Source organism: Gilvimarinus gilvus, from assembly GCF_030518155.1.
Classification (GTDB): domain Bacteria; phylum Pseudomonadota; class Gammaproteobacteria; order Pseudomonadales; family Cellvibrionaceae; genus Gilvimarinus; species Gilvimarinus gilvus.
On sequence record NZ_JAULRU010000548.1, the window covers coordinates 73,328 to 86,758 of the forward strand.

Sequence of the window (13,431 nt, forward strand, 5' to 3'; positions counted from 1 at the left end):
GTCGCACAGCGAGGCACAAAAGCCAGCGACCTATTTATTCATTATGGGTTCACCGGGCGAGAGCCCGACAACTGGACATAGGACGAACAATCTCCACATTTCCGCCAATACTACGGCGGCCAAAATCAAGCCGCCTGGTCAAGGTACTCTTGCAACATAACCAATAGCTCGCGGTGGGCGCTTTTTACCTGCTGAACCAGACGTTCAATGTCTTTTGTATCGAGCTCATGCGCTCCCTGCTCTAATTCTCGCGCCAAAGCAACCAAAAAAACAGCGCCAACGTTAGACGATATACCTTTTAGTGTGTGGGCCTCATGCTTTACAGCCTCCCGGTCAGAAGTCGCTGCACCCGCCTCAAGCTTTTGCACATTCTCCTGCGACGACTCGATGTACATAGTCACTATTTTATTCAAAATCGTTTCATTATTTGCCAGGCGCGCCAGCGCCGCCGAGCGGTCCCAGTGTACTGGCGTAGCCGTACTTGCTTGGGCGGCGTTTGCCGAAAGCGCATTGGCCGCCGCGCTATCTCCTGCCGAATCATCGCTTGTATCAGTTGGGGTTTTGCTATCTGGGGGTTGAGCAGTGTCAGCCCGCTCAAGGTAACGATCCAACACATGCACCAGTGCCTGTACATCTATCGGCTTACTTAAATAATCTGTCATACCCACGTCCAGACAGCGCTGGCGCTCTCCCTCCATCGCTCCTGCGGTCAATGCCACAATAGGGATAGACTCAGCGGCGCTTCCGGCATCACCGCGTCGTATTGCCTCGGTAGCTTCATAGCCGTTCATGACCGGCATTTGGCAGTCCATAAACACGACGGCAATGGCTAAATCTGACCCACTTTTTTGCAAAATATCAATGGCTTCCTGGCCATCTCTTGCCACAGCGACTAATAGCCCCATGCTTTCAAGCATGCCTCGAATAACCTCTTGATTAATAAAGTGGTCGTCGACTACTAACACCGTTGCCGATCTATAGGACGCACTTACAACCTCCTTCGAGGGCAATAACTTGCCCGCTTTTGAAAACAAATTGTGGTGATTGCGCCAGTGTTGTAGCGCCGAGCACAATAACTCATCAAATATGGGCCGCCCGATTAATTCCAAATAACCTTCGAGTGCAGCCGTCCGGACTTTTTCGGCTCAATTTCATTGCCGCACAACAGTATTAAAGGAGTATGGGCAGGTTCGGTATTGACCAGCAACCGCTCCAGGCCTTCGCGTATAGCACTAAACGACGCCAGGTCTAAAATCACCACCGTTGCTCTCCAGCTAGGCTCCGTCATTTCGCGCAGTGTCGATAACGGCGATGAGACGATACGAGCTTCTGCCTGATTTACACTAAGCATGCGATAGACCACTTCACTTTCTGCCGCACAGGTAAGACTTATCAACACATTGAGCCCCGACAATTCCAATAGCGCCGGAGCCTCTCGCTCGCACACACCTAGCTCGACACTGAACACAAACTCACTGCCTTTGTTGGGCGTGCTACTAAGCGTTATTTCACCACTGAGCATATCGCATAAACGGCGACAAATAGACAACCCCAATCCCGTACCGCCGTAGTTGCGCGCGGTCGAGCTTTTTCCTTGCTCAAAAGGCGTGAATAATCTTTTCTGTATATCCTTGGGGATTCCTACGCCGGTATCTTTTACACTGCAGCGCACTCTTACATTCACCCCAACACGTTCGCTGGATATTTTCACCAAGACATAACCCGCCTGCGTATACTTTACCGCGTTACTGATGAGGTTATTCAATATTTGCCGCAACCGATTGGGGTCCGAAACTACTGCACGCTCTTGCATTTCAGAGGTATCGCCAATCAATACGATTTTTTTGTTATCGCAGGACACAGTAAATGTAGTCAAGCACGAGTGAAACATACTAGCCAAGTCAAACTCAATTTCTTCCAGCTCGAGCTTGTTGGCTTCTATTTTGGAAAAATCGAGAATGTCGTTAATAATAGCCGAAAGCGATTTTACGCTTTCTTCGGCCATAGCCAGATATCTGCTTTGGGCATCAGTTAAAGGGTCTTTGCGCATTAAATTCAGCATACCGTACACGCCATTGATTGGGGTTCGAATCTCATGGCTCATATTGGCCAAAAATATACCCTTAGATTCGTTTGAACTTTTGGCATCTTCAACGGCGGCTTCTAGCTGAAGCGTACGTTCCACTACTTTTTTCTCAAGCACCTCATTGCTTTGCTGTAATAATCGACGCGCACCAAGCTGCTCTGTCACATCACGAACAACCAACGCAATACTTTCCACTCGCTCCTGTGCACCTCGCACCGGCGCAATTGATATAGAACCATGAAACCAGCCCTCGGAGTATTTTTTACATTCAATTTCTTCGATCACCTCCGAGTGACCAATCACCGCCTTAGTAAAAGCCCGCCGAAAGACATCCTGCTCATCTTTACTGATAAACCCGTCCTGAAAACTTTTCCCCACTACAGAACGTTTATCCCACATAAACAAACGACTCGCGGCCTCGTTGGTTTCTCGAATGTTAACCTTGTCATCCACTAAAATTATGGCATCGAGCGTGCTGTCAACAACCTCCTGATAACGCGATTGAATACTGCCAATACGTCTCTGACTGGTAAGTGAGCGATGGTAATAGAACGCAGTAGCTATACCAATAATGATTAGCACACTAGACACGCCTACCAAACCTAAAAATTTCATGAGAGTACGATGGACTAAGTCGGCATCCTTAATGGGATAAACCTGATACAGGTAGTTACCTCCATCCACATGATTGAGTACAATTTTTCTTGCCAAATACCAGACTTTTTCGTCTTGAAGATCACGCGCTTGAGCAAACTCCCTCCAAGTCTGCGAAGGTAAATCACTGCTATAATCTAAAGCCCAGCTCGCTTGCGAATCTCGCTCAAAAGCGAACGCTTTTGCGGGATTTTTATGTACGATGTAATCCCCCTCATTATTGAGCAAGTAGCTTCCCTCAGAGTCCGAAACCGAATCAATTAAATCAAATATATGTTTAGCACTAAAATTTATGACGATGGCGCCATAGTGCTCGCCACTCTCGTCAAAAACCGCTTTCATAGCACGATAAACGGGGGTTTCCGGGTATTGCAAAACACCAAACTCCCGATTCAACTCGATGGGTGTAAGTTGAATAAACCCGCGCGGAAGGTCCATGACCGCTTGCATATACATGCGATTCCCTTTTTCCTGCAACAGCGATTCAGGTACGAGCGTGACGCCACCTTGACGACGCTCTGCACGAACAAGCTCCCTGCCATTATTAGCGAACCCGATGTACCGAACTTGCAGAACATCAGGGTTCGCTCGTATATAGGCATCAAAAATAGTTTGTAACCTCAGCACCCATTGACGATACTCAGTACCATCGTAAGGGTCGACCCCACCGGCACGGCTCGCTCGAACCATCCCCTGAATCGGAGGTAGCTGTGAAATAAAATCAACGGCTGCGCGCGCCTCTTCGAGCTCCCCCTCAATTACGGCTACTTTCTCTTCAATATCGACCTGCCCATCAGCCAAATACTGATTCACTGTACTTTGATAAGAAAACTGATATAGGAAAATCGCAACGATCGTATAAAGCGCTACCACGCCCAATAGGCTGTAAACAAAAGTTCTATTATTGGACTTTAGTGTCATAGTCATTTCCCAATTAATTTCCCTACCGTTCGCTGCTTAGCGACGCTTGATCCTTTTCTTTAGGTATACAGCTAGCAATACAATTGCGTCCGTGTGTTTTTGCGTAATAAAGGCGCTCATCGGCCATTTGCAGTAAATTATTGCTACTGTGTAGGCCCTGATACACACAGCAAGCCACACCAATACTCAAGGTCACACGCTTAAAGGGCGACTCGGTGTGGGCTATTGCCAACCGGCTCAAACCGTCCTGAACCTTTTGGGCAACCACTATGGCGCCGTCAATATCGGAGCCAGGCAAAATTATGGCAAATTCCTCACCGCCGTAGCGGCACGCCATATCCAGCGGCCGCTGCGCGAACATCGACAGGAGCGACGCCACCTGTTTAAGACAATCGTCGCCTGCCAGATGGCCAAGGCTATCGTTATAGCGTTTGAAGTAGTCGACATCCATAAGCAGGACGCTGAGCGGGCGCTTATTACGCTGCAATTGTGCCCAAAAGCGCCGCATTTGTTCATCAAAATAGCGACGATTGTAAAGGCCGGTTAAGCCGTCAAGAAACGCTAAACTTTTCAGGTATTCGGACTGAAGCTTTAAGGTTAAGTGAACCCTGAGTCGATTCAGCAAAGTATCCGGATTGACCGGTTTTAAGATAAAATCGACGCCGCCCGCGTCCCAACACATTTGCTCGTTCGCCCTGCTCTCTAGACTGGTTAAAAATAACACGGGAATATCACTGGTGTCGGGATTGCTTTTGAGTTGCCTGCAGACTTCGATACCCGTCATTCCCCCCAGCACGACGTCTAACAAAATAGCGTCAGGCAAAAACGTCACCGCCTGTTTAAGGGCTTCGCGACCCGAGCTCGCAGATTCGATCGTAAATTGGTCGTGCAATATGCTCTTAACCACTTCGACATTGATCGGTTCATCGTCGACCACAAGAACTCTCGCCCCGGCCACTTTCCCCAACCACTCTTTATCCATGACGACACGCTAGACCTTTTTGCAATAAGTAACTCCAGTCATTAGAGCACTTAGAGATGTAATAACAGTAATACTTGATAAATATAGTCAACTTTACATTCCGGCACCACATTGAGTGCCATATTCAAACTATAGTATTCACAGTAAGTAACGGACACGACGATTTCGGGAGTTACATGGAGCCTTCGATTCAAACTATAGTGCAACCCAATATTTTGGTCGTTGACGACGACGAAGCCACGCGCTTTTTGTTGGCCGAAGGCCTCAAAGACTTGGGGGAAGTACTCACCGCCTGTGATGGTGCTGAGGCTATACTCATAGCCAGAAACACAATTCCCGACGTTATTATTCTTGATGTTTATATGCCGGGCATCAGCGGCATTGATGTGTGCCAAACACTGAAAACCGACCCCAAATTAGCTGACATACCCATTTTATTTGTTACAGCCAGTGAAGATCAGGATCTTGAGGTAATGTCACTGGCCGCCGGAGGTATTGATTTAATTCGCAAGCCGATTGATTTTGGCGCCTGTATTTTACGTGTGCGCAACCATCTGGATATCCAGCAAAAGAATAAGGCTCTCAAACTCGCCCATGACGACACCAACGCCCTGTTGCGCCACCTTCCCGTACATGTCAGCTTATGGTCATCAAATTGGAAGAATCTTTACAATAACGACGATACTGGCAGCTGGTTTGGTATCAATGCGCTTGCAGCCAAATCTCTCGCCATTGATGAGTACTATCCGGAAAATCTGGTGGGCCCAATACGCCTTATGGCGGCCAACTCCGATGAGGTTTATGAGTCTAGCCTCGAGTGCCGCACCGATCTAACACTGCGCCATGTAAAATTAACCGTGCGCAAACGTCACTACAAAGATCGCAACGAAGGGTATCTCGTTACTCTATACGATATTTCCAGCCTAAAGCGTGTCGAACATGCCTTAGCCGCTGAAAAAGAGCGTATGCGGATTACCCTCAACTCTATCGGCGATGCAGTAATCGCGACAAATGCGGACGGCAAGGTTACCTTTATAAACCCAATCGCCGAGCGCATGACCGGCTTTAGCGAGCTGCAGGCTCTTAACCGCTCGATCGAGTCGGTTATGGATTTGCGTGATGCGATCAGTAAAGAGCGCGCCATCAACCCCGCCATTCAAGCTTTAAAGGAAAAGCGCACCGTCGGCATGGCACTAAACTGTCAATTACAATCCCGATCCGGAGAGGTCTATCGCATTGAAGACTCGGCAGCGCCGATTTTTAATGAACACGATGAATTAACCGGCGCCGTAATCGTTTTTCACGATGTCAGTGAGGCCATTGCCATGGCGGTTAAAATGAGCCATTTGGCCAACTACGACCAACTGACTAACCTCCCCAATCGAATTTTACTGCAAGATCGACTCGAGCAGGCATTCCGCGAAGCTCAAGCTCAACACTCTAAAGTGGCCGTATACTTAATCGATATTGATCACTTTAAATATTTAAACGATTCGCTGGGCCACGATACCGGCGATATTATTATCAAAATGGTGGCCAAGCGTCTGTCGGGCCCATTGTTAGCAAACTGTACGCTGGCACGCATAGGCGGCGACGAGTTTATGGTGGTTTACCCTTGCCCGGGTGACCCCCCTGAAATCAATTTTCTCGCTGAACGGTTAATTGAGTGCCTGGAAGACCCCGTTCGAATTGAGAGTACCGAGTACAGTCTTTCCTGCAGTATTGGCGTCAGTATTTTTCCCGATGATTCCGACTCCATGGACAATATTATGCGCCACGCCGATGTCGCCATGTATCGGGCAAAGCACGAGGGTAGAAAACGTCACTGCTTTTTCTCTCAGGCGCTGGAAGAGTCGTTGATGGCTCGCCAGGAAATAGAACAATGGCTGCGCCATGCCATTCGCAAGGATCAGCTCGAGGTCTATTACCAACCAAAGATTCATTTGAACAATGGCCAAATATACGGCGCCGAGGCATTGGTGAGGCTAAAAGACCCCAACGGCGCAATTATTTCACCAGACAAATTTATTGGCCTCGCAGAGGAGGTAGGCCTTGCTCCCGAGCTCGGCAGACAAGTTTTGGTAAAAGCGTGTAAAGCGGCCAAAAAATGGCTAAACACTAATAGTAATTTTACTATTTCGGTCAACGTCTCGGCGGCGCAGCTGCGCTCACGCCTTTTCGCGCAAGAACTGTCCGATATTCTAAGATCCATTGGCTTCCCAACTGGCAACCTCGAAATTGAGGTCACCGAGAGTATGTTAATGGAGGACATTGATCTGGTGCAGAATACCTTTTCAGCGTGCCATGACCTGGGGATAAAAATTGCCATAGACGATTTCGGCACTGGATATTCGAGCCTGTCTTACCTAAAGAAATTTCGGGTGGATACACTTAAAATCGATCAGTCCTTTGTTCGGGACATGACCACAGATAAAAATGACTGTGACATTGTAAAAGCTGTCATACAGCTTGGCCGCTCACTCAATATCGATTTGTGTGCTGAAGGTATCGAACTCGAAGAACAGTACGCACAGCTAAGAGAAATGGGTTGTGAACAGGGGCAGGGCTATCTATTTGGCAGGCCCGTGCCGCTTAAAGAGTTTGACCAGTTGCTGAAAGATACGGTAGACCTATCCTTGTTACAAACCAATTCGCATTGACATTGACCTAACAAAAAACACTAAGCAACGGTAACTGCCAAGCCCAGCCGGCAGCGGCCGGGCTTGGCACGATCATGTGTCACTGTTATTCAGCCTGCATTTCAAATACAAACTTATTCTGGACGTTATGAACCTCAACAGGTTCGCCGTCGATAACCCGTGGCTTGTACTTAAACTTTTCAGCCGCGGCAATAGCGGCCGAGTCAAATATAGAGGTAGGCTCGCCATTTGTGCGGTATCCGCTGACCACCTGTATATCGCGGGTGGCGCCAGTACGGGTTACGGTAAACGCAACAATAACCTCCCCTTCAATACCTCGTGTCGAGGCTCGCGTTGGGTACATGGGGGCCACTTTTAAAATAGGCAGCAAGTCACCGCCAGTGCCATCAAAGATTACCGGGCCACCCTTTGCCACTGCAGGAGGCGTAACAGCGTGAGGGTTAAACGTTACTTCAACGCTAACGGCAGGCTGATCAAAGGGGGTCACCGGCGTTTGCGGTGGATCTTCAGGGCGTGCAGGCTTTTCATACTCAACAACAATTTTTTTCTCTACGGGCATAACCACCTTCCCGATTGGCACGGCAGGGGGCGGAGCCTCCAAGGTAAAGTCGGTTTTAATCAAGCTGGCCATCATAAACAAAAGTGCTAACGTGGCCATTAACCCCAGCGGCACGGCCGTAAAACGAGCGACGTTCAATTGCGCTGTACTCATATTGCTACCCTCTGCAACATCTGTAGGAAAAGGTGACGACGATCACCCTTGCTGTAACCATAGGAGGGCACGAATTAAGTTGCCAAGAGTTTAATTGAATAACTGAGAAGATTTTATTAGATAATACGTCTTAAAATCGACTGGAACTTCGCAAGCAGTTAGTCTATGAAAAATTTAACTGAAAACACGATTGTGTTACTCGCTAGCGCATACCAATCACCTCGCGAGCGACGACTAATTCCTAAGCCGACGGTGTATTGCCAACGCAATGAGTGAGAGCGTGGCCGCGCATATTGAGCAGATTAGAGAAATCTGCCGGCTAGACTGAACACTTAATGCAGGTTACGCGCGCAAACGTGTATCCAACTCATCCACAAACTCAGTCCTGTCGGCGTCATTCTGCAAAGCTTCTTCCAGAAAGTGACGCTGCCCTTCATTCCACAGGGCGCACTGGGCCAAAGGGGTAGAGGCGCTTAACGGTCGGTGTTTTTGAATATAGGCATCAATGTCGGGCTCATTGCTGGGCAGCCCGAGTTGGTCAAACAACGCTGACATACTGCGTACTGGCGCTTCCATATCTCGACGCCTAAGGTTGAATGACTTCGGCACCAGTATTAGAGGAGCCTTACGCGCAATAAAAATTTCCGCCGCTCCTAGTAAGTGCCACGCTGCATAAAAGGGACCTTAGCGTAAAATTTTCTCTCTGCACCTCGCGGATCCTTGTGTTGCTGCGAAGGCACATCAAACACCATGGTTTTGCGTTCAGCTAACGTATATGGCTCCCACTTGGGCAGATTCTCTGCATTTGGTGACCCGCTATGGGCAAAGGCCAGGAGCGTCCGACTCATGGTATCCGCCACCTGCAATGCCTGCTCGCCACCTCCGGTGCGCGAACCCGGCTGGTGAATATTATTGAACACCAATGGAATATCCAGAGTGTGAAAAGCGCCGTACTTTCCACCATCAAGAGGAGACCCCCAGTCCAATTGATAAGCCCAGGTATTGCTTCCCTGCTCTGCCCGCACTTGCAGCTCCTCTACCGCACCACGCCAGGAACGCCCCGCAGTGGTACTCGCAAAAAATATATCGCTAGGCGAATAGTTTGGGTATAGCTTGCGGTAGTGTTCCACTACCCGTTCAGGCGATATGTCGACAAACTGCTGCTTGCGTATTTTGGCCGGCAAATCCGCCCAGGTCAGGGCGAAATTTTCTGGTTTGCCTAGAAAGGCGCGGGTTTCGTCCTTGGTGTTACCAATCACCATAGGAATATGCGCGGACTGCACGGGGGCGTCCGGCCAAAAAGGATGACGAGGTAAAACACCGGAATCCATGACCGGGCAAAAATGCAGGGATTTGTCTTCCACCCGGGAAAAATCTTCGACCTTGGTCGCCTCCAGCAACTGCTCGACAGGTGCCGAAGCCACAGCCTCAAGTTGCTGGGCCAAGCTACCATTGGGCTTTAACGCGTCTAAAAAGCGTTGCGCTCGCTGGGTCGCTGAGCGCGGTCCGGCCGCGGTTACTTGTTGTCCGCTCATGGTCCAGGCTCGATGAAACAATTCCTTTGCCATAGGCATTGCCATCAGCGTCGCTATTTTCGCACCGCCACCCGACTGGCCGAATACCGTTACGTTATGGCGATCACCACCCAGCGCTTCGGCATGCTCCTGCACCCAGCGCAGGGCGGCGATTAAATCAAGCTGCCCCACATTACCGGAGTGAGCGTATTCATCCCCCGCTAAATCAGCCAGATACAAATAACCAAAGGCATTGAGGCGATGGTTCACCGTCACTACGACAACATCCCCCTGATGACACAGGCTGGAGCCATCGTACAAAGGATCGCTGCCCGAGCCGGTGGCGTAACCACCACCGTGTATGTAAAACAAAATGGGGCGCTTACCGCCATCACTCAAGCCAGGAGTCCAACAATTTAAATAAAGGCAATCTTCACTGTAGGATTCGTCACTGCGCTGCGGCGCGGACTTCGCATACTCGGCAGCATCGCGTAATCCATGCCAAGCCTCCTCTTTTAGCGGGGGCAGAAAGCGTCGGCCTTGGGTGCTGGCTGCGTATGGTATGCCTTTAAAGATATTGAGCCCGTTGCGACGGGTGCCGCTTACTCCACCACTGCGCGTTTGTAATTGCGGATTGGTCTCACCCAAGACGCTTGATGAGCCTGCCACCAGCGCTGACGCTACGGCGGTATTTTTTAATAGCCTACGGCGCGAATAATTTACAGATTTTGTCATATTTAATCTTCCTGCCTGCCAATTTCACTGACACCAACATCGCTGGTATCAGCGTGGGAACCTTTATCTAATTTTTCACTTAAAGCCCAATTACAACGCTTACCGGGAGCCCTTTTTGTATAAACAGATTCAGCCATTGTGCGACTAAAATAGAAAAACAAACTGAAGGGTTTTGCTAGTATGCGGAAAATTAATTTTTGGATGCGCCACTTAACGAGCCGTACTGCGACAGCTTCTTTACTCTAGAGCCCTGGCTTACACACGGGCCGCACTTACGAATTTCAGATAAAAAGCAGCCGAACACAGCAAAGCCGGTTCGGCTGCAAAACAGGACTTTTTTAACTAAACCATCGTCCTGGGGGCTGGTATACCAGTTGGCTTACATAGTGTATTTAACGCCAACGGTAAATACTCGGCCGGTATGATCCCACTCATAGCGACGCTTGTTTTCGAGATCGGTAAAACGATCCTGGTAATCGTCAGTCAGGTTTATGGCTTCAAACTTAAGGTCTAAGTTTTCGGTAAGCGCATAGCCCGCTGATACGTCGACGTTCATGGTGCCGCCGTAGCCTTCAAAGCGATTGTTATTACCGCTGGTGCCGGTTAAATAATCATCCCGGTAGGCCGCAGAAATACGCGCATTGAACTTGTCATCTTCATAATAAAGAGTCGCGTTGTACGAGTAGTTTGAAAGGCCAAACAGACGCTCTGTAATAATCTCATCACCAAAGGTGTAATCAACTTCAGAGTCTACGTATGTGTAGTTCGCAATCACACCGAAATTATCCAGAATGCTGTCTTTACCGCCAAACACAGAAAGCGGCGATTGGTAGGCCAACTCGAAGCCTTCCACTGCACCACCAGGGCCATCACCCAAAGACGAAATAGTCCAAGGCTGACCTTCTGGATTCTGACCGGCTGGAGAAGTCGGGTTCAACAGAGACAATGGCAGACCAGTAGACGCATAGGTGCCCTCAGATTCTGTACCGATTGGACGCGACTCAATATCTTTGTAGAACACCGCAAACGACAGCGCAGCCTCATCCGCAAAGTACCATTCAATAGACGTATCTAAAGAGTCGGCACGTGTTGGGTCGAGATAAGGATTTTTATAGGACACCCGGTAGTTGAACGGGTCAACACTACCACCCGGTGACAAGTTACCCAATCCAGGGCGAGTCATTACCTGTGAGCCTGCTACGCGCCACACCAAGTCCTCGGTAAGCCACAAGGCCGTGTTGAACGATGGCAAAATATCATCATACGCATCGCGGTCAACGGTTACATAAGTCCCGGAATTGTAACCACTCGATGTTTGATTGGTTTCCGCATAGCGAACACCCACATCAAAGCGGAAGTCCATACCGCCGAAATCCAGATCACCGTTCAACTGCACAAACAGAGCCGTGTCTTCTTCTTCAACTTCGCGAATATTGCCCTGGTCTTCACGCAAAGGCTGATTAAACAGATCAATTTCATTGATCCAACCATCTAAGCTAGGTATGACCCAACTTGAGGTTGAACCGGCCGCCACGCTGTCACCAAAGTTGTAGACTTCACTCAGCTCTGGCGTGCCCCAAATACCATAGAGCTCGTTAGTGCCGTCGCCATTGGGGTCGCAGTTGAAGTCGATGTTTTCGTTACCACACACAGTGGAATCGCGACGGAAGCCTTCAGTCTCGAAAGTGAACTTCTTGTAACTGGCACCAAAGTCCACACTAAAGGCATCTGACATTTGCCAGGTAAAATCTACCGCGAGGTTATCGAAACCGTGTACGGTATTGGTGGGACGATCGCGGAATTCCGACATCTGGAAATTGGTAGGGTCGGTAACATCCGGACCATTAAAGGCCAATATCGGCGTTTCGTCATCGCTGTAATCGTAGAGATAACCTTCATAATCACGGTCATCGTACATAAAGGTAATTTCATGAGAAAAGTTCAGGGTCGACTCTGACTGCCCCACCAACAGGTGGCCGCTAAAGTTATCACTGAACTCATGCTCGATGTCTAAACCGATCTGGGAAAACTCGGTGGTCCAGGCTTTTTCAAAGTTTTCGTTGCGAACCCACGCGTTATCCATTTCCATCATGGTGAGATTGTTGGTCGCCGGGTCGTAGGTGTAATCGAGTACATCCATACCGCTTTCGTTACCGCGCAGCAAAACTTCGCCCCACTTCTCACCACGTGACGCATCCAACTCAGAGTAAAGAGCATCAATACTTACGGTGGTGGCATCCGATGGACGGAACTGCAATCCGGCGGTTAACCCCAAACGCTCACGCTTAACTTCAATTTGTCCGTAGCGAGGAATACGCGGGTGAAACGCGTTACTTACTTCAGCGCAACCGGAATCACCCGGGTTGGCCGCACAATCGACGCCTTTAACGGTGGCGAATCCTGCCTGCGCCCAGCGCACGGTATTTTGCCCTAGCTCTTCGGTGGTGGTGTCGGAATAAGCCGCTGATACAGAAGCCCCCCACACGCCTTCAGGGTCGTTGTAGGCAAACAAGCCCGACACACGAGGCCCGGTATCTTCCGTTAGGTCGTTATACTGGCCTTCAACGTTAGCCGCAAACGTAACACCCTCCTTATAGTTAAAGGGGCGGCCGGTATTGAGATCAACCACAGCACCAAGAGAACCCTCATCGACATTGGCGGAGGCCGTCTTGCGCACCACAATAGAGTTAAACAGTTCGGAGGCAAACACGTTAAAGTCGAAACCACGTCCACGATTTGGACCACCTTCACCACCGGTTGTGGCGATAGCTTCCATACCGTTAATGCGAATACGGGTGAACTCACCCGATAAACCGCGCACCGAGATGGCACGACCTTCACCTGAGTCACGGGTAATGGTGACACCGGGAATACGCTGCAGCGACTCAGCCAGGTTTTGATCCGGGAAGTCCGCGATATCTTCAGCAAGAATAGCGTCGACCGTACCTACGGCCTCACGCTTAACATCCAACGCCTGACTCAAGCTTTGACGGAAGCCGGTTACTACAACCTCTTCCAGCAAACCCATATCTTCGGCGCCTTCCTGCGCGTAGCCCGGTGCGGACAGCGACAGCGCTAAGGCCAGCGCCGAGCAACTGGTAGCAATGGTTGCACCTTTGTGATTTGTGCGAGTAATCATAAGCAACTCCATAGTTTCGTTTTTTTAT

General features: G+C 49.5%; 8 protein-coding genes. 1 reads left to right on the top strand and 7 read right to left on the bottom strand.

The features are described 5' to 3' along the window. Positions 1 to 125: 125 nt before the first annotated feature. The 3 genes from QWI17_RS10380 to QWI17_RS10390 are packed head-to-tail and all read right to left on the bottom strand — an operon-like array spanning position 126 to position 4,643. Positions 126 to 1,109 (bottom strand): response regulator, encoded by a 984-nt coding sequence (locus tag QWI17_RS10380; protein ID WP_302722435.1) that lies wholly within the window; start codon positions 1,107 to 1,109, stop codon positions 126 to 128. After that, the gene (locus QWI17_RS10385) at positions 1,100 to 3,661 is read right to left on the bottom strand and encodes an ATP-binding protein (protein ID WP_302722436.1); all 2,562 of its coding nucleotides are present in this window, start codon (positions 3,659 to 3,661) and stop codon (positions 1,100 to 1,102) included. Before QWI17_RS10385 ends, QWI17_RS10380 begins: the two co-directional genes overlap by 10 nt. A gap of 22 nt (positions 3,662 to 3,683) precedes the next feature. Then, positions 3,684 to 4,643, bottom strand: a complete 960-nt coding sequence (locus QWI17_RS10390; protein ID WP_302722437.1) for a GGDEF domain-containing response regulator — start codon at positions 4,641 to 4,643, stop codon at positions 3,684 to 3,686. Positions 4,644 to 4,819: 176 nt separating this feature from the next. Here QWI17_RS10390 and QWI17_RS10395 point away from each other — a divergent pair, with 176 nt between their 5' ends. Continuing rightward, a complete protein-coding gene (locus tag QWI17_RS10395; RefSeq protein WP_302722438.1) occupies positions 4,820 to 7,303 on the top strand; it encodes a two-component system response regulator in 2,484 nt (827 codons plus the stop codon). An 85-nt stretch (positions 7,304 to 7,388) separates the two neighbouring features. On the opposite strand, the gene QWI17_RS10400 is transcribed toward QWI17_RS10395, so the two are convergent. The 4 genes from QWI17_RS10400 to QWI17_RS10415 form a co-directional block, all read right to left on the bottom strand. After that, positions 7,389 to 8,015, bottom strand: a complete 627-nt coding sequence (locus QWI17_RS10400; RefSeq protein ID WP_302722439.1) for an energy transducer TonB — start codon at positions 8,013 to 8,015, stop codon at positions 7,389 to 7,391. 342 nt (positions 8,016 to 8,357) lie between these two features. Beyond that, complete coding sequence (locus tag QWI17_RS10405; RefSeq protein WP_302722440.1) at positions 8,358 to 8,591, bottom strand: DUF2789 family protein; 234 nt, start codon at positions 8,589 to 8,591, stop codon at positions 8,358 to 8,360. A gap of 77 nt (positions 8,592 to 8,668) precedes the next feature. Further along, positions 8,669 to 10,264, bottom strand: coding sequence for a carboxylesterase/lipase family protein (locus QWI17_RS10410; RefSeq protein WP_302722441.1), 1,596 nt, complete (start codon positions 10,262 to 10,264; stop codon positions 8,669 to 8,671). A gap of 379 nt (positions 10,265 to 10,643) precedes the next feature. After that, positions 10,644 to 13,403: a TonB-dependent receptor gene (locus QWI17_RS10415; RefSeq protein ID WP_302722442.1), complete on the bottom strand. Its 2,760-nt coding sequence runs from the start codon at positions 13,401 to 13,403 to the stop codon at positions 10,644 to 10,646. Between the last annotated feature and the right edge of the window lie 28 nt (positions 13,404 to 13,431).